Source organism: Burkholderia sp. AW33-5 (assembly GCF_053427615.1).
This window is the reverse complement of the sequence record NZ_JBSAXA010000013.1, coordinates 19,784-46,308: the sequence shown is the minus strand read 5'-3', so window position 1 is coordinate 46,308 and position 26,525 is coordinate 19,784. Positions and strand designations below refer to the sequence as shown.

At 68.6% G+C, this 26,525-nt stretch carries 25 protein-coding genes and 1 pseudogene; 18 read left to right on the top strand and 8 right to left on the bottom strand.

Annotated elements, in window-relative coordinates; genetic code table 11:
- Positions 1 to 100: 100 nt before the first annotated feature.
- Together ACV22V_RS20620 and ACV22V_RS20615 are read left to right on the top strand one after the other, a co-directional pair.
- On the top strand, positions 101 to 1,435 hold the full coding sequence (locus ACV22V_RS20620) for a chloride channel protein (protein ID WP_448015353.1): 1,335 nt from the start codon (positions 101 to 103) through the stop codon (positions 1,433 to 1,435).
- 50 nt (positions 1,436 to 1,485) lie between these two features.
- Positions 1,486 to 1,656, top strand: a pseudogene (locus ACV22V_RS20615) (SAM-dependent methyltransferase); the annotation flags it as partial.
- 24 nt (positions 1,657 to 1,680) lie between these two features.
- On the opposite strand, the gene ACV22V_RS20610 reads toward ACV22V_RS20615, so the two are convergent.
- Together ACV22V_RS20610 and ACV22V_RS20605 are read right to left on the bottom strand one after the other, a co-directional pair.
- Positions 1,681 to 3,099: a cytochrome-c peroxidase gene (locus tag ACV22V_RS20610; protein WP_223959031.1), complete on the bottom strand. Its 1,419-nt coding sequence runs from the start codon at positions 3,097 to 3,099 to the stop codon at positions 1,681 to 1,683.
- Between the two features lie 101 nt (positions 3,100 to 3,200).
- A complete protein-coding gene (locus ACV22V_RS20605; RefSeq protein ID WP_448015352.1) occupies positions 3,201 to 4,874 on the bottom strand; it encodes a phospholipase C in 1,674 nt (557 codons plus the stop codon).
- A 348-nt stretch (positions 4,875 to 5,222) separates the two neighbouring features.
- On the opposite strand from ACV22V_RS20605, the gene ACV22V_RS20600 reads away from it, so the two are divergent.
- Positions 5,223 to 6,134 carry an EamA family transporter gene (locus ACV22V_RS20600; protein ID WP_448015351.1) on the top strand — a complete coding sequence of 304 codons (912 nt, stop codon included), beginning with the start codon at positions 5,223 to 5,225 and terminating at the stop codon, positions 6,132 to 6,134.
- A gap of 48 nt (positions 6,135 to 6,182) precedes the next feature.
- Here the strand turns inward: ACV22V_RS20600 and ACV22V_RS20595 are convergent, their stop codons facing one another.
- The gene (locus ACV22V_RS20595) at positions 6,183 to 6,656 is read right to left on the bottom strand and encodes an Lrp/AsnC family transcriptional regulator (protein ID WP_006479071.1); all 474 of its coding nucleotides are present in this window, start codon (positions 6,654 to 6,656) and stop codon (positions 6,183 to 6,185) included.
- 320 nt (positions 6,657 to 6,976) lie between these two features.
- On the opposite strand from ACV22V_RS20595, the gene ACV22V_RS20590 reads away from it, so the two are divergent.
- The 6 genes from ACV22V_RS20590 (at position 6,977) to ACV22V_RS20565 (ending at position 11,323) form a co-directional block, all read left to right on the top strand.
- Complete coding sequence (locus ACV22V_RS20590; RefSeq protein ID WP_059525363.1) at positions 6,977 to 8,362, top strand: amino acid permease; 1,386 nt, start codon at positions 6,977 to 6,979, stop codon at positions 8,360 to 8,362.
- A gap of 43 nt (positions 8,363 to 8,405) precedes the next feature.
- Positions 8,406 to 9,608 (top strand): amino acid aminotransferase, encoded by a 1,203-nt coding sequence (locus tag ACV22V_RS20585; protein WP_059525365.1) that lies wholly within the window; start codon positions 8,406 to 8,408, stop codon positions 9,606 to 9,608.
- Between the two features lie 130 nt (positions 9,609 to 9,738).
- Positions 9,739 to 10,137: a DUF488 domain-containing protein gene (locus tag ACV22V_RS20580; protein WP_448015350.1), complete on the top strand. Its 399-nt coding sequence runs from the start codon at positions 9,739 to 9,741 to the stop codon at positions 10,135 to 10,137.
- A gap of 115 nt (positions 10,138 to 10,252) precedes the next feature.
- Positions 10,253 to 10,543 carry a DUF1488 family protein gene (locus ACV22V_RS20575; RefSeq protein WP_059525369.1) on the top strand — a complete coding sequence of 97 codons (291 nt, stop codon included), beginning with the start codon at positions 10,253 to 10,255 and terminating at the stop codon, positions 10,541 to 10,543.
- 16 nt (positions 10,544 to 10,559) lie between these two features.
- Complete coding sequence (locus tag ACV22V_RS20570; protein WP_059525371.1) at positions 10,560 to 10,799, top strand: hypothetical protein; 240 nt, start codon at positions 10,560 to 10,562, stop codon at positions 10,797 to 10,799.
- Between the two features lie 170 nt (positions 10,800 to 10,969).
- Entirely contained in the window at positions 10,970 to 11,323 is a 354-nt protein-coding gene (locus tag ACV22V_RS20565) for a metal ABC transporter ATPase (protein WP_448015349.1), read from the top strand.
- Between the two features lie 18 nt (positions 11,324 to 11,341).
- Here ACV22V_RS20565 and ACV22V_RS20560 read toward each other — a convergent pair whose 3' ends face one another.
- The 3 genes from ACV22V_RS20560 to lhpI all read right to left on the bottom strand — a co-directional run bounded on the left by ACV22V_RS20560 (position 11,342) and on the right by lhpI (position 13,665).
- Positions 11,342 to 12,121: a helix-turn-helix domain-containing protein gene (locus ACV22V_RS20560; RefSeq protein ID WP_448015348.1), complete on the bottom strand. Its 780-nt coding sequence runs from the start codon at positions 12,119 to 12,121 to the stop codon at positions 11,342 to 11,344.
- 17 nt (positions 12,122 to 12,138) lie between these two features.
- Positions 12,139 to 12,546 (bottom strand): response regulator transcription factor, encoded by a 408-nt coding sequence (locus ACV22V_RS20555; protein WP_059525377.1) that lies wholly within the window; start codon positions 12,544 to 12,546, stop codon positions 12,139 to 12,141.
- A gap of 183 nt (positions 12,547 to 12,729) precedes the next feature.
- On the bottom strand, positions 12,730 to 13,665 hold the full coding sequence (gene lhpI / locus ACV22V_RS20550) for a bifunctional Delta(1)-pyrroline-2-carboxylate/Delta(1)-piperideine-2-carboxylate reductase (RefSeq protein ID WP_448015346.1): 936 nt from the start codon (positions 13,663 to 13,665) through the stop codon (positions 12,730 to 12,732).
- A gap of 266 nt (positions 13,666 to 13,931) precedes the next feature.
- Between lhpI and ACV22V_RS20545 the strand changes: the two genes are divergently transcribed.
- The 7 genes from ACV22V_RS20545 to ACV22V_RS20515 all read left to right on the top strand — a co-directional run bounded on the left by ACV22V_RS20545 (position 13,932) and on the right by ACV22V_RS20515 (position 21,924).
- Positions 13,932 to 14,669 carry a FadR/GntR family transcriptional regulator gene (locus ACV22V_RS20545; RefSeq protein ID WP_223965442.1) on the top strand — a complete coding sequence of 246 codons (738 nt, stop codon included), beginning with the start codon at positions 13,932 to 13,934 and terminating at the stop codon, positions 14,667 to 14,669.
- Between the two features lie 122 nt (positions 14,670 to 14,791).
- Positions 14,792 to 15,913, top strand: a complete 1,122-nt coding sequence (locus ACV22V_RS20540; protein WP_059690046.1) for a branched-chain amino acid ABC transporter substrate-binding protein — start codon at positions 14,792 to 14,794, stop codon at positions 15,911 to 15,913.
- A gap of 55 nt (positions 15,914 to 15,968) precedes the next feature.
- Positions 15,969 to 16,976: a trans-3-hydroxy-L-proline dehydratase gene (gene lhpH / locus ACV22V_RS20535; protein ID WP_223965441.1), complete on the top strand. Its 1,008-nt coding sequence runs from the start codon at positions 15,969 to 15,971 to the stop codon at positions 16,974 to 16,976.
- A gap of 198 nt (positions 16,977 to 17,174) precedes the next feature.
- Positions 17,175 to 19,739 carry a penicillin-binding protein 1A gene (locus tag ACV22V_RS20530; RefSeq protein WP_448015345.1) on the top strand — a complete coding sequence of 855 codons (2,565 nt, stop codon included), beginning with the start codon at positions 17,175 to 17,177 and terminating at the stop codon, positions 19,737 to 19,739.
- A gap of 78 nt (positions 19,740 to 19,817) precedes the next feature.
- A complete protein-coding gene (locus ACV22V_RS20525) occupies positions 19,818 to 20,693 on the top strand; it encodes a PilZ domain-containing protein (RefSeq protein ID WP_448015343.1) in 876 nt (291 codons plus the stop codon).
- 226 nt (positions 20,694 to 20,919) lie between these two features.
- A complete protein-coding gene (locus ACV22V_RS20520; protein ID WP_059525394.1) occupies positions 20,920 to 21,249 on the top strand; it encodes a DUF4148 domain-containing protein in 330 nt (109 codons plus the stop codon).
- 270 nt (positions 21,250 to 21,519) lie between these two features.
- Positions 21,520 to 21,924, top strand: coding sequence for a lysozyme inhibitor LprI family protein (locus tag ACV22V_RS20515; RefSeq protein WP_059525396.1), 405 nt, complete (start codon positions 21,520 to 21,522; stop codon positions 21,922 to 21,924).
- A gap of 51 nt (positions 21,925 to 21,975) precedes the next feature.
- On the opposite strand, the gene ACV22V_RS20510 is transcribed toward ACV22V_RS20515, so the two are convergent.
- The gene (locus tag ACV22V_RS20510; RefSeq protein ID WP_059467935.1) at positions 21,976 to 22,623 is read right to left on the bottom strand and encodes a response regulator; all 648 of its coding nucleotides are present in this window, start codon (positions 22,621 to 22,623) and stop codon (positions 21,976 to 21,978) included.
- Positions 22,620 to 24,749, bottom strand: coding sequence for a PAS domain-containing sensor histidine kinase (locus tag ACV22V_RS20505; protein WP_448015341.1), 2,130 nt, complete (start codon positions 24,747 to 24,749; stop codon positions 22,620 to 22,622). Before ACV22V_RS20505 ends, ACV22V_RS20510 begins: the two co-directional genes overlap by 4 nt.
- Positions 24,750 to 25,068: 319 nt before the next feature.
- On the opposite strand from ACV22V_RS20505, the gene ACV22V_RS20500 reads away from it, so the two are divergent.
- A complete protein-coding gene (locus ACV22V_RS20500) occupies positions 25,069 to 25,539 on the top strand; it encodes a universal stress protein (RefSeq protein WP_059525714.1) in 471 nt (156 codons plus the stop codon).
- Positions 25,540 to 25,895: 356 nt separating this feature from the next.
- A complete protein-coding gene (locus ACV22V_RS20495; RefSeq protein ID WP_059525716.1) occupies positions 25,896 to 26,402 on the top strand; it encodes a cupin domain-containing protein in 507 nt (168 codons plus the stop codon).
- The last annotated feature ends 123 nt before the right edge of the window (positions 26,403 to 26,525 follow it).

Here is a 26,525-nt window from a genome sequence, read left to right as displayed (position 1 = left end):
AAAAATACGTTTGTCTCATGAGAGGCCGAAGCCTACGATGCGGTCCTGACGGCGGCGTGCATGGTGCGCGCCGTTTTGTCGATTTTCGTTCGCCGACCTCATGCGCCTCGATCTCCCGTCCGCTCCCGCTTCTTCTTCGCCGTCGGCCAGCCCGTTCGCGCGGATGGCTGCCGTCACGGTCCTGACCGGCGTCGGCGCGGGCGTCGGCGGGATGCTGCTCGCACTGCTGCTGCACGCGATCCAGCATGTGGCCTACGGCTACAGCCTGGCGCACGTCGTCGGGACCGAGAGCTTCCTCACGGGCGTGACCGGCGCCGAGCCGCTGCGCCGGCTCGCGGTGCTCGTCGTCTGCGGGCTCGTCGCGGGCGGCGGCTGGTGGGCGCTTTACCGGTTCGGCCAACCGCTCGTCAGCATCCGCCGGGCCGTTCGCGCCGCCGATCCGCGGATGCCGTTCGTCAGCACGACGGTGCATGCGCTGCTCCAGATCGTCACCGTCGCGCTCGGTTCGCCGCTCGGCCGCGAAGTCGCGCCGCGCGAGATCGGCTCGCTGCTGGCCGGGCGGCTCGCGTATCGCGCGGGGCTCACGCCCGCCGATTGCCGGCTGATGGTCGCGTGCGGCGCGGGCGCCGGCCTCGCAGGCGTCTACAACGTGCCGCTCGGCGGTGCCGTGTTCGTGCTCGAAGTGCTGCTCGGCACGTTCGAACTGCGCGCGCTGGTGGTGGCCGTCGTCACGTCGGCGATCGCGGCGGCCGTCGCATGGATCGGGCTCGGCAACGAACATCAGTACACGGTGCCTGCGTTCGCGCTGAGCGCGCCGCTGGTCGCGTGGTCGATCGTCTGCGGGCCGCTGTTCGGTTTTGCCGCCTACGGCTTCGTGCGGCTCACGACTCGCGCGCGGGCGGATGCGCCGAAGGGTCGCCTGCTCCCCGTGCTCGCGCTGGTCAACTTCGCGATCATCGGCGTGCTGGCGATGCGGTTTCCGCAGCTGCTCGGCAATGGCAAGGGGCCGGCTTCGCTGGGCTTCGACGGCACGCTGACGATCGGCGTCGCGGCGACGCTGCTCGTGCTGAAGGTGCTGATCGAGGCGGGCAGCCTGCGCGCGGGTGCGGAGGGCGGGCTCCTGACGCCGGGGCTCGCGAACGGCGCGCTGCTGGGCGTCGTGCTCGGCGGGGTGTGGAGTCTCGCGTGGCCGGGCGCGTCGATCGGCGGATGCGCGCTGATCGGCGCGACCGCGTTCCTTGCCGCGTCGATGCAGATGCCGATCACGGCCGTCGTGCTGCTGCTCGAGTTCACGCGTGTGAATCACGACAGCCTGGTGCCGATGCTGCTGGCCGTGGCCGGCTCGCTCGTTGCGTATCGATTCGCGCAGCAACTGGCGGAGCGGCGGATGGATGCCGCCGCAACCATCGGCACGCCGGCGACGGCGGCGCGGTAGCCAGCGCGCGCCGTCCTTGCCATTTCCCGTTTCCCGGCTTCCGCGCAGGCGCCCGGCGCCGGCCGCTTGCCGACATCCTGAACGCGCTCGCCGACGCCGGCTGGCGGCTCGACCGGTTCGTCGAACCGAAGCCGCTGCCCGAGATGAAGGCCGTGTCGGAGCGGCTCCATGCGGAGCTGTCGCTGGCTCCGGCGTTCCTCTGCATCCGCGCGCGCCGCTGACGACGCGCGGCGGACCGCCGATGCTCAGCGTGCCGGCGCGTCGGTCAGCGTGCCGAGAAACGCTTCGATATCCTTGATGTCCTGCGCAGTCATCGCGGGCTTGTCACCGGGTTTGCGGTCGAACGGCGCATCGGTCACGTCGACGTTCGCGCGGTACTTCGGCGGAATGTCGTCGTATTCGTCGACCTTGCCGTCCGCGCCGCGCGAATAGAACTTCTGCGGCGAGATGCTGCGCTCGTTGTAGAACGCCATCACCTGGTCGAGCGTGTGGAACACGCCGTTGTGGAAGAACACGTGGCGCGTCGCCGCGTTGCGCAGCGTCGGCGTCAGGAACATCGCGCAGTACTGCGTCTGGTCCTTGAGATCCTCGCGGAACGGCCCGCACACACCGAGATCGTGGAACGCCGGGTTGCGGTTCTGCGCGAGCGCCATGTTGCGCGGCGCGCCGAGCGCTTCGTACTGGTAGTCGGTAAACATCGGCGGCAAGCCGTCCTTGCCGGGCTTCGACAGGTGGCAGCCCGCGCAATTCGCCTTGTCCGGATCGTTGAAGAGCCGCAGCCCGCGCAATTCGGCCTGCGTCAAGCGCGCACGGCCTTCGAGCCAGCGGTCGTACTTGCTGTCGTACGGATGAAACGACGGATCCTCGACCTGATAGCGCGCGATCGCGAACATCGCCTCCGACACCAGAAGCCGCGGGCTGGAGAACACGCGCGCGCCGAACAGCTGCTCGAACTGCGCGCGATGCGACGACTGCGCGAGCTTGCGCGCGACATCGTCGATGCTTGCATTCGCCATCTCGACCGGGTTCAGCAGCGGCCCGAACGCCTGCTGCTGCAGCGTATCGGCGCGGCCGTCCCAGAACATCCCGCCCTGCGGCACGAGCTGCGGCGCGGCCGACGCGCCGGCCACCTTTTGTGCCTTGACGACCCCGGCCGCCGATGCAGCCTGCTGCGCGACGCTCGGCGCGGCGTCGTTTTCGCCCGCATCGGGGCCGATGCTGAAGTTCGGCTGACGATACAGATACATCAGCGACGGCGGCGGGCGGTAGCCCTGCTGCGTCATCGCGAGGCCGCCCGGCTGCACGTCGAGCCCGTTCGGCGGCCCGTACGCATGGTCGGGGCTGTGGCACGACGCGCACGACTGCTTGCCGGATGCCGACAGCGACGGATCGGCGAACAGCGCACGCCCGAGCTGGGCGACGGCCGACAGCGGCTGCGCGGCCGGGCGCTGCAGCACGACCGGATGCGGATTCGCGCCCGTCCAGTCGGCGACGACGTCGCCGATCGCCGCCGGCGTGCGGGCCGGAAACGCGATCGCGAATGCGCCGTAGCCCAGTACGGCCGCGCCGAGCACGAACGCCGCGCGGCGCACCGCGCGGGCAGGGGAACGCGGCGCGGCGGCGCCGGATGCGTCGGGAGACGGGAACGCGGGACGAGCGGTCATGCTGTCGGTCGAAAGTCGGGCGCCGCGTGAAAGCGGCGCGTCAAACGGAAACGGCCGGCGCACGATGCGCCGGCCTGCTGCTGCCGGTTACGCGATGCCGGTCAGATCGACGGCGCCGCGCTAAGCACGGTGCCTTGCGTCGGATCGAGATACAGCGGCGCCGTATTCGGCTTCGACGAGAAGTCGAACAGGCCGCGAAGGTCGCCTGCCGTCGCATCGAACGAACCGCCGCCGATGCGCTGGCCGCCGAGCCAGTTGTCCTCGATGAAGCGCACGACGGACGCCTGGTCGAGCATCGTGTGGTCGACGTAGTTCTGCTTCGCATACGGCGAGATCACGACGAGCGGGATGCGCACACCCGGACCGCATCGGCCGTTCACCGTGCCGCCGTTCACGCCGGTGGTGCCGCCCGAGCCGCACGCGCCGTTGCCGTTCAACTGGTCGATCGCGTCGGACGACGAATGCGTCGGCGCCGTGTATGCGTGGTCGTACCAGCCGTCCGAGTCGTCGTAGGTGACGATCACGGCCGTGTTCTGCCAGTCCGGCTGCTGCTGCAGGAAGTTGACGACCTTCGTCACGAACGCCTGCTCGTCGAGCGGATCCGAATAGCCCGCGTGCGCGTCCTGCGCGGCCGGCGCCTTCAGGAAGCTGACCGACGGGAAGTTGCCGGCCTTCACGGCCGCGAAGAAGTCGTCGCTGTCGTACTGGTGGTTCGCCGGTTCGGCCGTCTTGCCGTCGGCTTGGAAGCTGGAACCGATCGCCGCGACCGCGCTTGGCCGCGTGTGCTGCGGGTTGGCGGTCGACGCGTAGTACTGGAACCAGTTGTGGTGCGGGATGTAGTCGGCCGTCGCGGCGTTCACGGCGGTGGCGACGGTGCTGCGGCTACAGCCGGTCGTGCCGTTGCTGTTGGTCGTCGACAGGTTGAAGCCGCCCATGAAGCCGCCCCACGTGATCTTCGCGGCGTTCAGCAGGTCGCCGATGTTCTTGCCGCTCATCATCGCCTGGTCGGTCGTGCTCGAGCACACGTCGTAGCCCGGGTCGACGTCGTTGATCATCGTGAAGCCGCCCTGGCCGTCGTTGATGTAGTACGACGTGGCGGCGAGCGTCGACGGCTGCTTCGACGTCTTGACGATCTGCATCCCGTTGGTCTGGCCCGACACGACGTTCAGCGCGCCCGGCGTCGACGGGCCGTAGACCGTCGTATACGCGTTGTCGCTCATCGCGAAGCGCTGCGCGTAATTCCACAGCGCGGTCACGGTGTTGCCGTCGAAGTAGCCCATCACCTGGCCCTTCGTGCCGAACGCGCCGGTGCCGCCGGACGAGCCCTTGCCCGTGTATTTCGGGAACAGGTCGGCGAGGCCGTTGTCCTCGGCCTGCTGCTCGGCCGTGTACGCGTGGTTCTGGTCGGCGGTCGCGGCTTGCGTGCGGTCGAGGCGGAACGGGTTCGCGGCGTCGGTGCCGTTGGCCGTGTTCGTGAAGTTCGGGTTCGCGGTGAGCAGCGTGCCCGTCAGCCCGTTGATCGTCGGCGTGCCGGCCTTCGCGGTGAACGCCGGTTCGCCGGACGGGTTCGACGCGTTCGGGTAGGTGCCGAAGTAGTGGTCGAACGACACGTTCTCGCCGTAGATCACGACGACGTGCTTGATCGGCGTGGCGGTCTGCAGCGCATCCTGCGACGACACGGCGGGCGTCGACGAAGGATCGTCGCTGCCGCCGCAGGCGAACAGCGCAAGCGCCGCGCCGGCGCACGCGGTGACGAGCAAGGCTTGACGGAACATCGGGAAACTCCAGGTAGGTTTTCGACGGTGGAGCGCGGCCTCGTTGCCTTGTCGGTTCGGCGCGGAGCTCGCGATAGAGCTCCGGCATTGGAACAGTTCGGTATGAAGATATGGGGGCGGAGCGGTTTCGCGCCGGTTGCGCCGCGGTATCGGTTTCATTACGGCGCGACGCGGCGCGAAAGAAAGCGGAAAGGGACGGAGCGGATGCAACCCGGGCGACACATTCGGCGATCGGCTCGGCCATGGCCGCGGATGTCGCGCGGGGCGGGCGACGGCGCACGGCGGCCCGGTTCGTCCAGGATGCCGGGCCGCGCTCCTTTTTTGACAATCGGGTGACGCATTCATACGATGGTTGGCTCGCGGCGACGATTTCGCGTTGCCGGCCGTCAGCGAGTGTTCAGCGTGCCGATCCCCGTTCTGTTTGCCGTCCTGTGCGCCGCCTTCCTGCATGCGGCGTGGAATGCGCTCGTGCGCAGCAGCGGCGACCGGCTGCGCTCGGCCACGGTGCTGCAGATCGCGATCGGGCTGTTCGCGCTGCTGTTCCTGCCGGCCGCCGCGCCGATCACGCCCGCGAGCTGGGTTTGCGTCGTCGCGTCGGCGGTGATCCACGTCGTCTATACGCTGCTGCTGGTGCGCGCTTACGAGCACGGCGACCTGACCGTCGCGTATCCGGTCGCGCGCGGCACCGCGCCGCTGCTCGTCACGCTCGGCGCGGCGGCGTTCGCGGGCGAGCGCCTGAACGCGGGCGCGCAATGCGGGCTCGTGCTGATCTGCGCGGGCATCATGGCGATCGGGCTGGAGCGGGGCCGCGGCGCGCGGCACCGGATGACGCAGGTGTTGCCGACCGCGTTCGCCACCGGCGTATCGATCGCCGCGTACAGCGTGGTCGACGGGATCGGCGTGCGCGAAAGCGGCAGCACGGTCGGCTATACGGCGTGGATGTTCGTGCTGACGGGGTTGCTGATGGCCGCGCACTACCGGCTGCGCGCGGGGCCGCTGCGGCTCGCGCAGGATGTCGGCGAAACGGCGAAGGCCGCATGCGGCGGTGTCTTCGCGGCGCTTGCGTACGCGATCGTGATCTGGGCGATGGATCGCGCGCCGATGGGCCCGGTGTCGGCGCTGCGCGAAACGAGCGTGGTGTTCGCGGCGTTGATCGCCCGCGTGTATCTCGGCGAGCGGCTGACGCCGCGTCGCGCGGCGGGATGCATGGTGATCGCGGGCGGCGCGCTGCTGATCAGCGCGTTCGAGGCGGTGCGCTGAGCGCGGCAGCCGGGCATTGCGTCGCCCGGGCGGTCGCGCGGCGCCGTGTCAGCTTTCCACCGGCATCGCGCTCGTGCACTTGATCTCGTCGAGGCACACGCTGGAATGCACGCCGCTCACGCCGGGAATCCGCATCAGCGTTTCGAGCAGGAACGTGGACAGCCCCTTCAGGTCGTGCGCGACGACCTTCAGCACGTAGTCGATATCGCCCGTCACCGAGAAACATTCCTGGATCTGCGCGAGATCCGACACGAGCTTCTGGAACTTCGACAGGTCGCGGATATGCCCGCGCTCCATCGTCACGTGCACGAACGCGGTGACGCCGAATCCGAGCGTGTCGGGGCACAGACGGGTTTCGTAACGGCGGATCGCGCCGATTTCCTCCAGCCGCCGGTGGCGTCGCAGCGTCTGCGCGGGCGACAGGCCGACGGCCTTCGCCAGGTCGAGGTTCGACGCGCGGCCGTTCTCCTGCAGCACCGACAGCAAGTGGCGATCGATGCGATCGAGAACCGGTTCAGGCATTTTTGTTTCCTCATCTGTCTCCCGGATGCAATCTTATCTCATAATGTAGGGTTTGCATGAGCGGGTTACGCAACCCGATTTCGCCGCCGCGACGCTAAACTGACGCCGGATTTTCGTGTGCGCCCGCAGCAATGCGGGCGAGGGCGACGGTCGGCGGCCGGTCTGGCGGGCCTGCCGACAGGAAACGGGTGTCGCCGCGCGAAGATTGCAGTCCCCCAACCCGGCGGCTCCACGAACGGCCGCCGGCACAGCAAAACAGCGCCCGGCACACCGAGGCGCGCCGCACCGCTTCCGGCGGAGGCGGGCAGAATGGAGAAGACATGGTTTCTGGAAACGAGAAGGACGGCCTGAAGCGGGGGCTGAAGAACCGGCACATCCAGCTGATCGCGCTCGGCGGCGCGCTCGGCACGGGGCTGTTCCTCGGCATCGCGCAGACGATCAAGATGGCCGGCCCGTCCGTGCTGCTCGGCTACGCGGTGGCCGGCGTCGTCGCGTTCTTCATCATGCGCCAGCTCGGCGAGATGGTCGTCGACGAGCCGGTCGCCGGCTCGTTCAGCTACTTCGCCGACAAGTACGTCGGCCACTTCACCGGCTTCCTGTCCGGCTGGAACTACTGGGTGCTGTACATCCTCGTCAGCATGGCCGAGCTGTCGGCCGTCGGGATCTACGTGCAGTACTGGTGGCCCGGCGTGCCGACCTGGGTGTCGGCGCTGGTGTTCTTCGTCGCGATCAACCTCCTGAACCTGGCGAGCGTGAAATCGTACGGCGAGACCGAATTCTGGTTCTCGATCATCAAGGTCGCCGCGATCGTCGGGATGATCGGCTTCGGCGGCTGGCTGCTCGCGAGCGGCCATGCGGGTCCCGAAGCGAGCATCGCGAACCTGTGGCAGCACGGCGGCTTCTTCCCGAACGGCGTGTCGGGGCTCGTGATGTCGATGGCGGCGATCATGTTCTCGTTCGGCGGGCTGGAGCTGATCGGCATCACCGCGGCCGAGGCCGACGATCCGAAGCACAGCATTCCGCGCGCGACCAACCAGGTGATCTACCGCATCCTGATTTTCTACATCGGTGCGCTGGCGGTGCTGCTGTCGCTGTATCCGTGGGAAAAGGTCGTCACCGGCGGCAGCCCGTTCGTGCTGATCTTCCACGCGCTGAGCAGCAACGTGGTCGCCAACGTGCTGAACGTGGTCGTGCTGACGGCCGCGCTGTCGGTCTACAACAGCGGCGTGTACAGCAACAGCCGGATGCTGTTCGGCCTCGCGAAGCAGGGCAACGCGCCCAAGGTGCTGTGCTCGGTGAACAAGCGCGGCATTCCGCTCGCCGCGCTCGGCGCGTCGGCGCTCGCGACCGGCGCGTGCGTGCTGGTCAACTACTTCATGCCGGGCAAGGCGTTCGAGGTGCTGATGGGCCTCGTCGTGTCGGCGCTGATCATCAACTGGGCGATGATCACGCTGATCCACCTGAAGTTCCGCCAGGCCAAGCGCATCGCCGGAGAACAGACTTCCTTCCGCAGTCTGGGCTATCCTTTCACGAATTACCTGTGCCTGGCGTTCATGGCCGGCATTCTCGTCGTGATGTACCTGACGCCGGATCTCCGCCTGTCGGTGTACCTGATCCCCGTATGGCTCGCGGTGCTCGCGATCGGGTATCGCTTCCGGCAGAAGAATGCGGGCTACGCGATCCGCGACGGCGCGTCCGCCGGCTGACACGGGCATCACGACCATTCTTCCAAACGAGACCGACATAGCCATGTTCGAACACATCGACGCGTACCCGGGCGATCCGATCCTGACGCTCAACGAGAACTTCCAGAAAGATCCGCGCGATCAGAAGGTCAACCTGAGCATCGGCATTTATTTCGATGCCGAAGGCCGGATTCCCGTGATGGGTGCCGTGCGCGAAGCCGAAACCGCGCTGCAGCGCGACCTCGGCCCGAAGCCTTATCTGCCGATGGTCGGCCTTGCCGCGTATCGCGATGCCGTGCAGGCGCTCGTGTTCGGCGCCGATCACCCGGCGCGCGCGGCCGGCCGCATCGCGACCGTGCAGACGCTCGGCGGCTCGGGCGCGCTGAAGGTGGGCGCCGATTTCCTGAAGCGCTACTTCCCGGACGCGCAGGTGTGGCTCAGCGATCCGAGCTGGGAAAACCACCGCTTCATCTTCGAGCGCGCTGGCTTCACGGTGAACACGTACCCGTACTACGACGAAGCGACGGGCGGCCTGAAGTTCGACGCGATGCTCGCGGCGATCGACGCGCTGCCGGCGCGCAGCATCGTGCTGCTGCACGCGTGCTGCCATAACCCGACCGGCGTCGATCTCGACGAAGGCCAGTGGGAGAAGCTGATCGACGTGATCGAGGCGCGCGGGCTGCTGCCGTTCGTCGACATGGCGTATCAGGGCTTCGGCGCGGGCCTCGACGCGGACGCGTTCGCGGTGCGCGAACTGGCGCGCCGCGGCGTGCCGACGCTCGTCGCGAACTCGTTCTCGAAGAACTTCTCGCTGTACGGCGAGCGCGTCGGCGGCCTGAGCGTCGTCTGCGAGGATGCGGCCGCGGCCGAGCGCGTGCTGGGCCAGCTGGCCGGCGCGGTGCGCTCGAACTACAGCAATCCGCAAACCTACGGTGCGAAGGTCGTGGCGACCGTGCTCAACACGCCCGCGCTGCGCAAGCAGTGGGAAGAAGAGCTCGCCGCGATGTGCCGCCGCATCGCGCGGATGCGCCAGTCGATCCACGACGGCCTGCGCGACCACGTCGGCGGCGAAGCGCTGACGCGTTACGTGAAACAGCGCGGGATGTTCACGTACACGGGCCTGACCGAATCGCAGGTCGAAGCGCTGCGCGAAGTGCACGGCGTGTACATCCTGCGCTCGGGGCGCATGTGCGTCGCGGGGCTGAACGATTCGAACGTCGGCATCGTCGCTGACGCGATCGGCAAGGTGCTGAAGAGCGGCGTCTGACGGCGCGCCCGCGGGCGCGCGATCGCATCGCCGAAACCGGCTGTTTCCCTCGTGGAGGCAGCCGGTTTTTTCTTGCGCGGCCACGGCGCGGCGGTACGATGGCGGATCGAACGCATGATGAAGGAGCGGCATGGCTATTCGAATCGTACGGCTCGGCACGCCGCGCGCGGCCGGCGAGGGCCTGAGGATCGGCACGGTGCGGCGACCGCCGCGCGGCGTACCGAAGGCGGAATTCGCATCGCGCGACTACTATGATGTGTGGTTGCCGACGCTGTCGCCGAGCCCCGAGCTGGTCGCGCAGGCGCAGGCCGCCGAAACCGACGCCGAATGGCGCGCGTTCACGCGCCACTTCCGCGCGGAGATGGCGCATGGCGACGCGCCGAAGGTGCTGGACCTGCTCGCCGCGCTGTCGGCGACGAGCGCGTTTTCGATCGGCTGCTACTGCGAGGACGAGCGCCGCTGCCATCGCAGCGTGCTGCGCGAATTGCTCGCGGAGCGCGGCGCGGCGCTCGACACGGATGGGGGCTGAACCCCGTCGGGCGGCACGACGGTGAGCCGCCTCGTGCGGCGCAGCGAGCCGGTTGACGTGGGTCAAGCGTGCGGCGGCGTGGGCCGTTATGCTCACGTCATGAATCGTCCCGACGATGACAGGCGGACAGATGCAGATAGCCTTTCCACCGGAACCGCCCGAATATTGCGCACGCGATCTGGTCGTGGCGTTTTCGGCGCTGGTCGACGGCCGCTGCGTGCAGTGCGCGATCACGGCTGAAGCGCTGGAAGACCATTTCGGCGCGCCGTCGCTGCTCGAACGGGATTTGCTGCATGCGTTCGAAGCGCACCGGTCGGCGATCGAGGCGATGGCACGACGGATGCTCGACGAAATCGGCGGCCGGCCGGTGTTGCTGCACAGCGGTCACTTCCGGATGGATGACTGATTCCGCAGGAGGATGCATGACACTGCAAGGCACGATTCATGAGCGCGACTGGTCGGTCGAGATCGAGACGCGGCAGTGCGAATCCGGCGAATTCCGGTGCCGCGTGACGGTCGAGCACGGCAACGGGCCGGCGCGCTTTCACCACACGTTCGAGCACAGTCATGCGTACCCGACCGAGCACGAGGCGGCGATCGAAGGGTTGCGGGCCGGGATGACATGGATCGAAATGAAGGCGTCGCAGACATTCAACGTATGAAGCGCATCGTGCCGATGGCGGCGCGAATGCAACGCTGCCAGGGCAGTAATCGCCGCGGCCATCATCGCGCGGCGTGAAGCAGGATCGTGCCGCGCGCGGGACACCGAGGCACGGAGACACAGGAACAGGCAACGCCGCCGACGAGCGGCGACCCCGTCAGGAGGAGCGCCATGGGCGTGGGCATGCAGATCGTCTGCGTCGGATTCGCGGGTTCCGCCGCGCTGGAAGCAGAAGCGGGGGTGCAGCTGGTGCGGCTGGAACGGTTCCGCGCACGGCTGGAGGATTGCCGTCTGGTGATCGAATCGCGCCCGCGCATGGACGGCGGTCTGGCCTACGACGTGCGGCTCGAACTGACCACGCGCGGCCGCTTGCCGGTATCGCTGCCGTGCAGCACCGGCGACGACCTGGTCGACGTGCTTGGCCGCGTGTTCACGCGGGCCGAGCAGACACTGTCCGCATGGCAGGCGGGCGAAGCCGAAGCGGTCGCACTGCACGCGGCTACGCCAGGCGCCACCGCGCCATGATGCGCGACGCGCCGTGCGTCACACCTGCGCGAGCGCCTGTGCGTCGATGATCCGCACGCGCTTGCCGCGCGTTTCGACGAGTGAATCCCGATGGAATCGCGAGAACATCCGGCTGACGGTCTCGAGCTTCATGCCGAGATAGCAGCCGATCTCCTCGCGCGTCATCCGCAGGTTGAATTCCGATGCCGAATAGCCGCGCGCCTCGAAGCGCGACGACAGATTCAGCAGGAAATGCGCGACGCGCTGCTCGGCCGACATCGTGCCGAGCAGCAGCATCTGGCTCGACTCGCGGACGATCTCGCTGCTCAGCATCTGGTAGAGGAAATGCTGCATCGGCTTCATTTCGCGGCACGCCGCCTCGAGTGCGCCGAACGGGATGACGCACACGACGCTGTCCTCGAGCGCGATCGCGTCGCAGCAGTGCTGGCCGCCGCCGATGCCGTCCATGCCGAGCGTTTCGCCGGCGATCTGGAAGCCGGTCACGTGCTCGCGGCCGTCGCGATGCATCATCACGGTCTTGAACGAGCCCGCGCGCACGGCGTAGATGCTGTGAAACGGATCGTCGGTTCGGAACAGCGCGTCGCCCTGGCGAACCTGGCGCGTCGAACAGATGATCGCGTCCAGGCGGCCGTATTCGGCGTCGGTCAGGTGCGGCGGCAGGCACAGCGAGCGCATCAGGCAAGCCGAGCAGCGCGCGGCGGGATGCTTCGCGCCGTCGTTACGTGAGATCGCGGGAAGCGGAATCGTTGGCCGAGGCGCGACGGATGGGGCGGCGGCGCAGGCGGTGGCTGTGGACATGAGTCACTCCGGCTCGGTCAGGGGCGGTGCGCACGAGCGCGCACCAGGGATTCGATGACGTGGCATGCGGCGTCGAATTCGGCGGTCTTGTCGAAGAAATAGTCGGCGCCCGCCGCCGCGCATGCCTCCCTGAATGCCGGCGCCGAATGGTTCGTCAGCACGATCGTGACGATCCGCGGCGCAGCCTTCGACAGCATCCCGATCAGGTCGAGACCGCTGCCGTCAGCGAGCCGCAGGTCGACGATCACGACGTCCGCGTGGCTGCCGCGGATGTGCGTCAGTGCGTCCTCGCCGTCTTCCGCCTCGCCGACGACCACGACGCCGCGGATCGCGCCGACGAGCAGCGCGATCCGTTGCCGGACGGCAATGGCGTGATCGACGAGAAACACCCGGAGTGCGACGGCGGGCGACAGGCTGGCATTCATGCCGGCAGTATCGTGTTGCGCCGCCGAAAATGAAATCGGCCGAATTGGAAGTTTGTGTAGGCCGCTGCGACGCGTTGTAGGGCGTTTCCTACAACGCGTACGGGAAAGTGGCGAGGCCGTGTGCGGGCGACACCGGGTGGGGCTCGCTCAGGGGGGGGCGGATCGGGGGCCGCCGCCGCGGAATCAGCCGGCCGCGCGCGCGTCCAGCGCGTCGCGGGCCGTGCGGCACGCGGCCAGATCCCACGCGGCGCAGCCGACCGTTTTGAACAGCAGCGGCCCGCTGCGCTCGAACGCGCCGCGCAGCACGTCGGCGAGCGACGCGACCTGCCGCCAGTCGACTTGCGCGACGATCAGGTCGCCGGCCTCGTGGCGCGCGCCGGCCGGGTCGTCGACGACGAGCCGGCTGTGGCGCACGGTGTCGGCGTCGATCTCGGCGGCATCCGCGGTGAACGCGCCGACGCCCACCACGAGACGGCCTTCGCGCGCCGCTTCGCGATAGACGGGCGTGCGGCTCGTCGTCAGCGTGACGACGACGTCGATCGCATCGGGAATCGCGTCGCCGTCGAGCGGCACGAGCTGCGGCGCCTGCGCGCGGTGCGCGGCGCAGAACGCGACCGCGCTGTCGGCGCGCGAGCCACGCACGTGCAGACGCGCGTCCGGAAAGATCGCCGCGAGCGCTTCCGCGTGATTGGCCGCCTGCTTGCCGGTGCCGATCAGCAGGATGTCGCGTGGCGCGGCGCCGTGCAGCGCCTGGATGCCGAGCGCGGTAATGGCTGCCGTGCGGCGTCCGGTGACCGTTGGGCCGTCGAGCACGAAGCGCAGCGCGCCCGTCGTCGCGTCGTATGCGCTCACCTGGCCCAGGATCGTCGGCAGTCCGCGCGCGCCGTTGCCGGGGCACACGTTCACGAGCTTGTGGCTCGCGAGGTCGCGTGCGCTCGACGGCATCGACAGCATCACGCCGCCCGCCTGCAGCGGCACGACCAGGCGTTCGGGGCTGACGATCTCGCCCGCCGCGTATTCGGCGACGGTGTGTGCGAGCGTGGCGAGCAGCGCGGGGTAGTCGAGCAGCGCGGCCGTTTCGGCGGCGTCGAACGCGGGAATCCGGGAGAGAGCGGTCATCGTGTCGGTCGGTGTTGTGTCGGTGGGCGGGGACGACGTGCGCATGGCGCGCTCGCCCCGGAGGCTGCCGAATATCGAGATGGCAGTCATTCTGGATCGAATCTATACCAGTTGCGCGCCGGCAGGCAAGCCGGAAAAGCCAGCAGACGGTCGATTTTGGTTCTAATATCCGTCCAGATGGGCGTCGCGCACACCGGCGCCGGTATCGCTCCGGTATAGTGCGAACCCGTTTCCCCGTCCACCACCCGACCGGGCAGGAGCCCAAGATGATGTCCGCACGTCCCGAATCGCTCGAAGCCGGTTTCCGGCCGTTGCAGATCTACGAACAGGTCGCCGAGAAGATCCGCGACGAGATCCGCGCGGGGCGCTATGCGGCCGATTCGAGACTGCCGTCGGAGCGCGAACTCGCGGCGCTGTTCCAGGTCGGCAGGCCGGCCGTGCGCGAGGCGCTCGGCGCGCTGCAGAACGAGGGGCTGGTGTTCACGAAGCGCAATTCGGGCACCTACGTCGTGTCGGCGCCGCTCGACGTGCTCGCGCAGCGCGGCGACATGCACGGCGTGCCCGACGCCGACTTCAGCCCGACGTCGACGCTCGACGTGCGGCTCATCCTCGAGCCGGCGATCGCGCGCCTCGCCGCCGCGCACGGGCGCGCCGATCCCGTCGCCGAAGGCTATCTCGCGCAGATGGAAACCATCGCCGACATCGACGATCCGCAGCAGCGGGCGCTGTGGAACGAGAGCGACCGGCTGTTCCATCGGCAGCTCGCGTTGATGACCGGCGACGCGCTGATCGTGAAGATCGCGGAGGAAGTCGCGAAGACGATGGACCAGCCTCTGTGGAAGCGGCTGAAGGACGACGGCATCTACGACGCGGGCCGGATCCGGCTCTACGTGTCCGAGCACCGGCTGATCTACGAGGCGATCGTGTCGGGCGACGCCGATGCGGCCGCCTTCTACGTCGAACAGCATATTCTTCGTGTGCGGCGCGACATCACGCCGAAATGACGGGCATCACGTCAGTCTGGTCTTGAAAATGACCAGAAGCGCAAAAATCATTTTGAAATTGCTTGCATGCGGACCACTTGTGTCCTACATTGGTTCCACACAAAACCAATCAGGAGACAACCATGCGACACTTCGTTACCGCGCTCTCGGTGGCCGTTGCCGCCGGCGCGCTGACTTCCGCGCACGCGCAGGAAGTCGTGATGATCGGCCATTCGGCACCGCTGACCGGCCCGCAGGCCGCGAACGGCAAGGACAATGAAAACGGCGCGCGCCTCGCCGTCGACGAGCTCAACAAGGCCGGCGTGAAGGTGGCCGGCAAGACGGTCACGTTCAAGCTGGTGTCCGAGGACGACCAGGCCGACCCGAAGGCGGGCGTGCAGGTCGCGCAGAACCTGGTCGACAAGGGCGTCGTCGCGGTGCTCGGGCCGTACAACTCGGGCGTCGCAATTCCGGCGTCGCGCGTGTACAGCAACGCGGGCGTGCCGATCCTGCCGGTCGCGTCGAACCCGGCGCTCACGCGGCAGGGTTTCAAGAACATCTTCCGGATCGGCGCGAGCGACGAACAGCTCGGCGGCACGATGGCGACCTTCGCCGCGAAGACGCTGAACGCGAAAACCGCTGCCGTCATCGACGATCGCACCGCGTACGGGCAGGGCGTTGCGGAGCAGTTCATGAACGTCGCGAAGGCGAACGGGATCAAGATCGTCGACCAGGAATACACGAACTCGTCGGCGACCGATTTCCTCGGCATTCTCACCAAGATCAAGGCCAGCAATCCCGACGTGATCTTCCTCGGCGGTTATGCGGCGCAGGGCGCGCCGATGGCGAAGCAAATGAAGCAGCGCGGGTTGCGCGCGAAGCTGCTCGGCGGCGACGGCATCTGCTCGGCCGACATGGGCAAGGTCGCGGGCGAGGCCGCGTCGATCGTCTACTGCGCGCAGGGCGGCGTCGCGCTCGAGAAGACGCCGGCCGGCCGCGAATTCCTGAAGAAATACCACGACACCTATCACACGGACACGCAGGTCTACGGCGTCAACTACTACGACGGCATGAAGCTGCTCGCCGACGCGATGGTCAAGGCCGGCACGACCACCGACAAGGCGAAGCTGATCGCGCAGCTGGCGAAGTCGAACTACGCGGGCGTCGCGGGCACCTATTCGTTCGACGAACGCGGCGACCTGAAAGGCGCGCCGACCACCGTCTACGTGATCCGCAACGGCCTGCCCGAGCCATACGCGAAGTAACCGTCACCGGACGGCGCCGCGGCGCCGTCCTTCGTCTTCACGCCTTCGATCCTCCATGAAAATTTCCCGATCCCTTTCCACCGTCGAGGTCCACACCGGCGGCGAAGCCTTCCGCATCGTCACGAGCGGCCTGCCGCGCCTGCCCGGCGACACGATCGTCCAGCGCCGCGCATGGCTCAAGGAGAACGCCGACGAGATCCGCACGGCGCTGATGTTCGAGCCGCGCGGCCACGCGGACATGTACGGCGGCTACCTCACCGAGCCGGTGTCGGCGAACGCGGATTTCGGCGTGATATTCGTGCACAACGAAGGCTACAGCGACCATTGCGGACACGGCGTCATCGCGCTGTCGACCGCCGCGGTCGAGCTCGGCTGGGTGCAGCGCACCGTGCCGGAGACGCGCGTCGGCATCGACGCGCCGTGCGGCTTCATCGAGGCGTTCGTGAAATGGGACGGCGAACACGCGGGGCCGGTGCGCTTCGTCAACGTGCCGTCGTTCATCTGGCAGCGCGACGTGTCGGTCGACACGCCGTCGTTCGGCACCGTGACCGGCGACATCGCGTACGGCGGCGCGTTCTATTTCTACGTCGACGGCGCGCCGTTCGACCTGCCGGTGCGCGAAGCGGCGGTGGAAAAGCTGATCCGCTTCGGCGCCGAGGTGAAGGCCGCCGCGAACGCGAAATATCCGGTCGTGCATCCGGAGATCCCCGAAATCAACCATATCTACGGCACGATCATCGCGAACGCGCCGCGCCATCCGGACTCGACGCAGGCGAACTGCTGCGTGTTCGCGGATCGCGAGGTCGACCGTTCGCCGACCGGCTCCGGCACCGGCGGGCGCGTCGCGCAGCTGTACCAGCGCGGCCTGCTCGCGGCCGGCGACACGCTCGTCAACGAGTCGATCGTCGGCACGGTGTTCAAGGGACGCGTGCTGCGCGAGACGATGGTCGGCGAGATCCCGGCCGTGATTCCGGAAGTGGAGGGCAGCGCGCATATTTGCGGGTTCGCGAACTGGATCGTCGACGAGCGCGATCCGCTGACCTACGGTTTTCTCGTGCGCTGAACGACGGCGCACGGCACCCGGGTTGTACCAGGTTTGGCGCGCGGTCCCGTTGCGGGACGCGCGCCTTTTTTGTTGTAAAAATGCGCGATCCGGCACCGTTCGCGCGGGCCAGGGACGGCCGCCGGCCGGTGGGCCGCGCGAGTTTTGGTACGATGCAGCCTTTCCAGCAGATCCCCCACCCGCGTGAATCGCCGAAACGTGTCGTCAGTGCGTGACCTCTGTGCCAAATGGGTCGCGCGCGCCCAACCCGTCGCGGCCGCTGCCGCCGTGCCCGTCAAGCGTGTCCTGGCCAGTGCCTGGCACCGTCTCCGTCATCCGACGCGCCGCGGCGTGCTGCGCGCGGCCGCCGCCGTGCCGGTGCTGTTCGTGCTGTACGTGCTGGCGCTGATTCCGTTCACGCCCGGCATCGGCGACATTCGCAAGGCGCGCGTCGACCAGCCCGCGCAGGTGCTGTCCGCCGACGGCAAGGTGCTGGCGGAATTCAAGCCGTCGAACCGCGAATGGGTGTCGCTCAAGCAGATCTCGCCGCACATGGTCGACGCGCTGATCGCGACCGAGGATCATCGCTTCTACGAGCACCACGGCCTCGACTGGAAGCGCACGGCGTCGGCCGCGCTCCATACGTTCTCGGGCAGCCGCCAGGGCGGCTCGACGATCACGCAGCAGCTCGCACGCAACCTGTATCCGGACGAGATCGGCCGCGCGCCGACGCTCACGCGCAAGGTGAAGGAGGCGATCACCGCGCTGAAGATCGAGGCCGTGTACAGCAAGGACCAGATCCTCGAGACCTACCTGAACACGGTGCCGTTCCTGTACAACGCGTACGGCGTCGAGATGGCCGCGCGCACCTATTTCGACAAGTCGGCCGACGAGCTCGACGTGCTCGACAGCGCAACGCTCGTCGGGATGCTGAAGGGCAACAGCTATTACAACCCCGTGCTGAACCCCGAGCGCGCGCTGCAGCGGCGCAACACGGTGCTCGGCCAGATGGTCAAGTACGGCAAGCTGTCGCCGGCGCAGTTCGCGCAGTTGCAGCGCCGGCCGCTGCGCATCGATTTCGAGCGCCAGAAGGAACCGCCGGGGCCCGCGCCGCACTTCGCGCAGCAACTGCGCAAATGGCTGATCGGCTGGGCCGACCGCAACGACTACAACATCTATTCGGACGGGCTGATCGTGCGCACCACGATCGATTCGCGGCTGCAGCAGATGGCGACCCAGGCGCTGACGCTGCAGGCGAACCAGTTGCAGGGCATCGCGAACAACGCGTGGAGCGGCCGCGACGGCTGCGGCACCGACAACGAGGTGTTCCGCGCCTTCATGCGCGAGTCGCCCGAGTACAAGGCCGCCCAGGATGCCGGCAAGAACGATGCCGTCGCGATGAAGCAACTCGCCGCCGACCGCGGTTTCATGCGCGCGCTGTGCAAGGCGAAGACCGACGTGCAGGCCGGCTTCGTCGCGATCGATCCGCGTGACGGGCAGATTCGCGCGTGGGTCGGCAGCCGCGACTTCACGAACGAGCCGTTCGATCATGTCGCGCAGGCGCGGCGTCAGCCGGGCTCCACCTTCAAGCCGTTCGTCTATGGCGTCGCGTTCGCGAACGGGATGAAGCCGGACGACACCTTCATCGACCAGGCCGTCGAGATTCCGCTGAAGGGCGGCGAGATCTGGCGGCCGAACGACGACGCGCCGCCGTCGGGCAAGCCGATGACGCTGCGCGACGCGGTCGCGCTGTCGCGCAACCGGATCACCGCGCAGGTGATGGAGAAGGTCGGACCGGCGGCGGTGGCGCGGCTCGCGCGCGACATGGGCGTGCGCGAAAGCCCGCTCGAGCGCGTGCCGTCGCTCGCGCTCGGCACGAGCCCGGTGACGCTGAAGGAGATGGTCGCGTCGTACGCGACGATCGCGAACGGCGGCCTGTACGTCGAGCCGCAGATGGTGACGCGCATCGAGAACCGCCAGGGCGACGTGCTTGCCGAGTACGCGCCGGCACCGCCCGAGCGTGCGCTCGACGCCGAGACCGACAAGACGCTGCTCGGCGTGATGCGCGACGTGGTGACGCGCGGCACCGGCAGCAGCATCCGCACGCGCTTCGGCATCCGCGGCGACGTGGCCGGCAAGACCGGGACCACGCAGGACAACGCGGACGGCTGGTTCATCCTGATGCAGCCCGGGCTGGTGGCCGGCGCGTGGGTCGGCTTCGACGACGGCCGCGTGACGCTGCGCAGCGACTATTGGGGGCAAGGCGCGCACAGCGCGCTGCCGATCGTCGGCGATTTCTTCCAGCGCGCGCAACGTGCCCGGATCGTCGACACGAAGCTGAAGTTCGATACCGAGCCGTCGCCCGGCTGGTTCGCGTCGGTGCGCGAACGCGTGACGGATCTGTTCGACGGCTGGTTCGGGCCCGAGCCGAAGCAGGCGCCGGCGCCCGTCAGGACGCAGCGTATCGAGCGGCAGCCGGAGGCGGACGCCGCCGCGGCGTCGGCCGCATCGGCTGCGTCGGCGCCCGAGGCGGCATCCGGCGGCATCGTCGAGGAGTGGGTTCCGGCGTCCGAGGTGGCGGCCTCGGCGGCCGCGTTGTCGGCGGGCGCGTCGCAACCGCAGGCCGCGCAGCCGCCGGCGACGGGAGGCAGCGCGACGCCTGCGGGCAACACGGGCGGCGGGGGCCTCGGCTCGGCCCCGGCCGTACCTTCGGCCGTACCGGCTCCGTCGGCGGCCCCGGCGCTGGCGCCAGCTTCACCCGGCGCGACCAGCGGTTCGGAGTAACGAGACGTTCAGATTTCGCGCGATGCTGCCGTAATACCGTTGTCACGACAGCTCGCGCGGTCGCTCCGCGCCTTTCCGATGCGGCTCATCACCGATCACGTCGCGCTCGCGCGCGACGACGTCTCCGCCGGCGTCCCGCTCGGCTTCGATCTCTACGATGCGGGCGGCGCCGCGCTGCTGCCCGCCGGCACGACGCTGCACGATCCCGCGCAGCATGCTTTCCTGTTCGATCATTTCCGGCCCGTCCGCCGACGCGACGACGCCGAGCCCGCCGCGCCGGCATCCGACACCGTGCCGGCGGTCACGCGCATGGGGCTGTCGACCGGTGCCGCGATCGGCATCCGGCGACGGGTCGGCATGACCCGCGTGCTGCAGCGCTGCCGGTTGATCGGGATCGGCGCATCGGGTGCGCTGTTCGTCGAGCCGCAGCCGGCGGTCGTGCTCGACTTTGCCCGCGGCGACGACGTCGAGGCGGTCGCGATCGGCCGGTCGGCGGTGTCGCGTTTCGGTGCGACGGTCGAGGCGGTGCAGGCAGCGGGGGCCGCGCCGTTCATGGTGCTTTCGCCGCCGGGCTTCGTCGACCGGCTGCGCACGCGCGCCGAGCCGCGCGTTCAGGTACGGATCGCGGCCCGCTGCACGGGCGGGCCGGTGCAGGCGGAGGGGATCGGGATCGTTCGCGATCTGAGCCTGAACGGGCTGTCGATCGCGGTCGACCGGGCGCTCGCGGCGGCCGGCGATCCGCTGCACGTGCAATTGCCGTATTCGGATGGGGACCATGTCGCGTTGCTCACGCTCGACGGCACGGTGCGAGCGGTGCATGCCGATCCGGCGGTGCCGGGCTGGGCGCTTCACCACGCGGCGTTCGACGAAACGGCTGCCGACGACCGGATTCGCCTCAAGGCGTTGCTGTTCGACCTGTCCATGGCCGCCACGGATGCGGATCAGGTCCGCTGATGCGTTGACCGGGCAAACGTCGCAGCATGCTGCCGCATATTGGGTTCCGATCCGACCATAATCCTCTGATGATTCAGCCGAATGCGTGACAATTGTACGGATTCGGTCAACAGTGAATTTGCGATTTAAGTATTTACCCTGATAGCCGGGCCTCCTAGACTTCCATTCATGCGCAACGACTACCGAGTCCGAAGCGCCTGACAAAACAATCTGGAGGTAACGCATCATGAAATCGCTGATCAAGGCAGTTGCACTGGCCGCGCTGGTGGCCGCACCGATCGTCTCGTTCGCCCAATCGAACCAGCAGCCGCTGACGCGCGCGCAAGTGCGTGCCGAGCTGGTCCAGCTCGAAAAGGCCGGCTACAACCCGAACGACTGGATGAACTATCCGGAAAACATCCAGGCCGCACAGGCAAAGATCGCCGCGGCACAGAACACCGGTGCGCAGGCTGACGTAACGGGCTACGGTTCGAACCCGGTCGCGACGTCGCAGTCGGGCCAGCGCGTGACCGTACCGGCAGCAGCCGATCGTTCGTCGGTGTACTTCGGCCACTGAGCAAGCCGTTCGCCGAGCGGCCGTCGGGCCGCCTGCAAAGCCGTACCGAAAAGCCTGCACTCGTGACGAGCGCAGGCTTTTTTGCGTGCGCGGCACGCGTGGCGCGGGCTGACAATCCATCGCGCGTGCGCTAGCATCGCGGTCGGCATTGCCACGCTGCGGCGGCCGCGACGGAAGTCGCGCCCGTCGCTGGCGAAGTCGCGCACCGAGGCGCGGCGGCAAGCCCGACATCACGTTCCACGACTTCAACGAAAACAAACAGGAGCATCCATGCGTGTCTTGACCGGTCTGCTGTGCGCGCTCGCGCTGACGGCGAACGTTGCCCATGCGCAGGCGAATTGTGCGGACGCGACGGATCAGGCGGCGATGACGGCGTGCGCCGATCGCGCGTACAAGAAATCCGACGCGGACCTGAACCGCACTTACCAGGCCGTCACCGCACGGCTGCGCGATGCGAAGCCGCTCGCGGAGAAACTCGTGAACGCGCAGCGCGCGTGGATCGCCTACCGCGACGCCGAATGCAGCTTCTCCAGCGCGAACGCCGAAGGCGGCAGCGTGTATCCGATGGTCGTGTCGACCTGCCTCGACGATCTGACCAGGACGCGCAACGAGACGCTGAAGGGTTATCTGTCCTGCGAGGAAGGCGACCTGGCCTGTCCGGTGCCGGGGAAGTAAGGCCGTGCAACGTCCAGCCGGCCCGCGCGTCGCGCGGCCGGCACGGTGCGCCTAGACGTCGTCCGTTTCGTCGAGCAGCTTGTGCCGCATCGCGTAGCGGACCAGCGCCGCTTCGTGCGGCATCTGCATCTTTTCCAGAATCCGGGTCTTGTAGGTGCTGACCGTCTTCGCGCTCACGCACAGCGCCTGTGCGATTTCGGTCAGCGTCTGTCCGGCGGCGATCCGGCGGAACACGTCGAACTCGCGGTCGGACAGACGCTGGTGCGGCAGCGTCTCGGCCGGTTCGTTCAGGCTCTGCGCGAACTGCTCGGCCATCGCGAGACTCACGTAGACGCCGCCCGATGCAACCTTGGTCACAGCGCCGACCAGTTCGGCGCTCGCGCTTTCCTTGGTCAGGTAGCCCGACGCGCCGGCGCGGAACGCGCGCACCGCGTATTGCTGCTCCGCATGCATGGTCAGCACGAGCACGCGCAGCGCGGGCTTCTCGTCCTTGATCTGCTTGATCAGCTCGACGCCGTTGCGGCCCGGCATCGACAGGTCGAGCACCAGCACCTGCGCGGGCGTCGAACGAATCAGCGCGATCGTCGACGGCCCGTCGCACGCTTCGCCGGCCACTTCGAATGCGGTCGCGTTCTGGAGAATGTGCCGCAGACCGTCGCGCACGAGCGTATGGTCGTCGGCGATGAGCACCTTGATCATGTGAGGGTGGTTTCCTGTTGAACGGTGCCGAGCGGGAACGCGACCGTGATCGAGAAGCCGCGCGCGAGCGCGGTATCGATCGTCACGCTGCCGCCCAGCATGTGTGCGCGTTCGCGAATGCCGATCAGGCCGAACGACTTGTCCTCGTGGGCGGTGCCGCCGGGTGCCGCGCCGCGGCCGTTGTCCGCGACGCGCAGCACGCAGAAGCCTTCCTCGATGTCGAGCCGCAGCGCGACGCGCGTCGCATCCGCATGGCGCGCGACGTTCGTCAGCGCTTCCTGGACGATCCGGAACAGCGTGGTCGCCCCGGTGCTGGTGAACGTGAGCCCGCCCGTTTCGATGCGGCGTTCGACGTCGATGCCGTAGCGGTTCGTGAAGTCGTTCGCCAGCCACTCGATTGCGGGCACGAGGCCGAGATCGTCGAGCATCACGGGGCGCAGGTCGGCTGCGATGCGCCGCACCGACGCGACGGTCGCGTCGATCAGCCGGCGCATGCCCTGCAGTTGCGACAGCACGTCGTCGTCGGGTTGCGCACGATTCGGTGTGCGCAGTTGCTGCTCGATGACCGACAGATCCATCTTCAGCGCGGTCAGCTGCTGCCCGAGGTCGTCGTGCAGTTCGCGCGCGATGCGGGTCTTTTCCTCCTCGCGCACGTTCTGCAGGTTCGCCGACAGTTCGCGCAGTTCCTCGCGCGACTGCTTCAGCGCATTCTCGGCGCGCTGCCGCTCCGTGATGTCGCGCAACATCACCGTATAGAGCTTGCCCGACGCGTCTCGGATCTGCGAGATCGACGCCTCGATCGGGAATTCCTCGCCGTTGCCGCGCAGCCCGAACAGCACGCGCTGACGGCCCATCTGCCGCTCGGACACGCCCGTCACGCCGAACTGGTCGACGTGCTTCGCATGCGCGGCACGAAACCGCTCGGGGATGAAGCGCGACAGCGGCGCGCCGATCGCCTCCATCGCCGACACGCCGAATACCTGCTCGGCCATCGGGTTGAAGATCACGACCGTCTGCTTCTCGTCGATCGTGATGATCGCTTCCATCGACGAACGGATGATGCCCATCATCCGCGCCTCGTTCAGGATGCCGCGGCTGCTGGCGCCCGTATCGGCGGTGCCGGCGCGGCCGCGCAGCAGCGCATGGACGAGTGCCGCGAACGCGAACGACGCGATCAGCCCCGCCGCGAGCACCGTGCCCGCCGCGCGCTGCGCGCCGGTTGCGCTCGGGCGGCCGTCCGCGGAATAGGCGAGCATCAGCACGGTCCCGCCGAAAATCAGCTGGTCGGTGCGCCGCATCAGGTCGGGCGACGCGGAGGCCTCGTCGGTCGTCGTCTCGGCGCTCGCGATCGGCCGAGGATCGTCGCCGGCGCCGATCCGCAGGTCGAGCCCGCGTTCCGTGTCGAGCGCGCGCTCGATCAGGCGATTCGGGCTCACTTGCGCGAACAGCACGCCGTCGGCGCCGGTTTCATGGGCGCCGGCCAGTGCGGCGGTCGTGCGCTGCGAAGCCGTCGCGGGCAGGAACAGCGTGAGGGTGCGCGCATCGCGGGAGGTGTCGTCGTCGGCCGAATGGATGCCGAGTGCGACATCGCCGGTCCGCAGCGCGCGAGCGAGCGGGGCCCGATCCGGCGCGCCGAAGCGCACGCCGGCCGAGCTCGACGCGGGCGCGCCGAGCGTCGCCACCGCGAGCGGGCCGGCCGGCATCGGCGCGTGGCCGGCGAGGGCGCTGCGCGCCACGGGCGACAGCGGCGCATAGCCGAACTGCCGGATCGGCGAACGCCCGCTGTCGAGCTCGAGCGTGTCGGCGTAGCGGCGCCATTGCTCGGGCGTCATCTGCGGCGCGAGCGCGAACGCGCCGCGCGTGCTTTCGAGCACGGCGACGCCGGCTTGCAGCTCGTGGCGCAGCATCGCCGTCACGTGCGTGGTGCGTCGTTCGAAGCGCGTATGGACGGCGCCTTGCCACTGCTCGCGAACGAGCAGCGCGACGCCGAGCGACAGCGCCGCGCCGGCGAACAGCGCCGCGCCGGCGAACAGCGTAACGACGCCAGCCGCGAGCGGCTGGCGTAACATGATCTGGAAGCGCGTGGGCCCTCGGGCGTCACGCGGCGGGGTTCCACTGGCGGTCATTCGATGGCCATTCTGGTGTCGGGGCCGCCCGTGGCACTCGGGCGGCGCGGCATAACCGGGAAAAATCGCACCGGCCGCGTGCGGCGTCTATTTTCAAGATGAAATTGTGCGCGTTTTATGCGTTTTTTGTAATAGGGTCAGCTAAAAATGAGATAGCCGGGCGGTGCAGCGGGCGTCCCGGCCGCGATTGACACGCGTCAACCGGCGCGTCGGCACGTGGGGCAGACTGTTCGGCAGGCGAGCCGGCATCGGGCCGGCTTGCGATGACGGGGGCGTCGTGCGCGCGATGCGCGACGCGCGCCCGGTCGGAGGGTGGACCATGTACAAGCGGATTTTCGTCGGGCTCGATGGCAGCCCGAGTGCGCGTCTCGCGCTGAACGAAGCGATCAGGATTGCGGCGGCGTCCGGCGGCGAGGTGACGTGCGCGTATGTCGTCGAGCACCGGCCGCAGCTCGTCGACGTCGATGCGGGCTTCGCGGCCGAACACGACGGCGACGCGGCGGCAACCGATGCGGCGACGCCCGTGCTCGACGATGCGAAGGCGGCGCTCGCGCAGCGGAACGTGCCGGGCACCGTGCGCGCACTCGACGCGTACGGCGAGGACATCGCCGCGGTGCTGATGCGCACGGCGGCCGAGGCCGGCGCCGATCTGATCGTGATGGGCACGAGCGGGCGGCACGGCCTGCGCCGGCTGCTGCTCGGCAGCGTCGCGGAATCGCTGCTGCGCGCGGCCGACCGGCCCGTGCTGCTGGTGCGCCACGACGAGCCGGCCGCGGCGGCATCCGCGTGACGGGGCGGTGCGGCGTCGCGCCGTGAGCGGCGGGCAGGCGGCCGCCGCGCGGATGGCGGTGCGATGGCGGGTGCGGCGGTGCGTCCGCGGCATCGATCGACGCGCGGCCGATATCTGGCGTCGCGACATCGCTACGGTGTGACCGCGTGGCGCGGGTTGCATCGCGGCCCGCACTTCTGGCAGCATCGGCCGGTGTTCGCTTCATCGTCGCGCGCCGCGTTTCGCGCGCGATTCAGTCGCCGCGTGCATGGTCGCGGCGATCGACGCAGCGGCACGCGACGTCGGCCGACGGGATTCCCGAACGGCCGGGCCGTGTGCCGCGTGCCCGGTTCATTCCTTCACCGACGTCATCCGCCATGCCGATCTCCGCCGCCGACCTGATTCACCAGTTCGATCTGCAACCGCACCCCGAGGGCGGCTATTTCCGGGAAACCTACCGCGCGGCCGACACGGTCGTGCGTCCGGCCGACGGCGCGCCGCGCGCGGCGTCGACCGCGATCTACTACCTGTTGTGCGACGGCGCGTATTCGTCGTGGCACCGGATCCGTTCCGACGAGGTCTGGCATTTCTACGCGGGCGATCCGCTCGAAGTGTGGGTGCTCGACGAGCACGACGGCCTGACGATCCACCGGCTCGGCAACCCGCTCACGCACCCCGGCACCGTATTTCAGGCGGTCGTGCCGGCCGGGCGCTGGTTCGGTGCGCGCTGCGCGTCGCCGGAGCATGTCGCGCTCGTCGGCTGCACGGTCGCGCCGGGGTTCGAGTTCGCTGAATTCGAGCTTGCGGACGCGACGGCGCTGGCCGCCGCGTTCCCCGAGTACGCGGAATACGTCGCGGCGCTCGCGCAGCGCCCCGACGCGTGAGCGCGGCGGCCGCCTCCAACGGTAGCCGTTGCGCGCGGTCCCGGCCAAACCCGTTTAGAATGCACGATGGTGCGGGATCGGCCGCGGACGTACCGCGGCGATCGCTGCCAGCCGTATCGACGG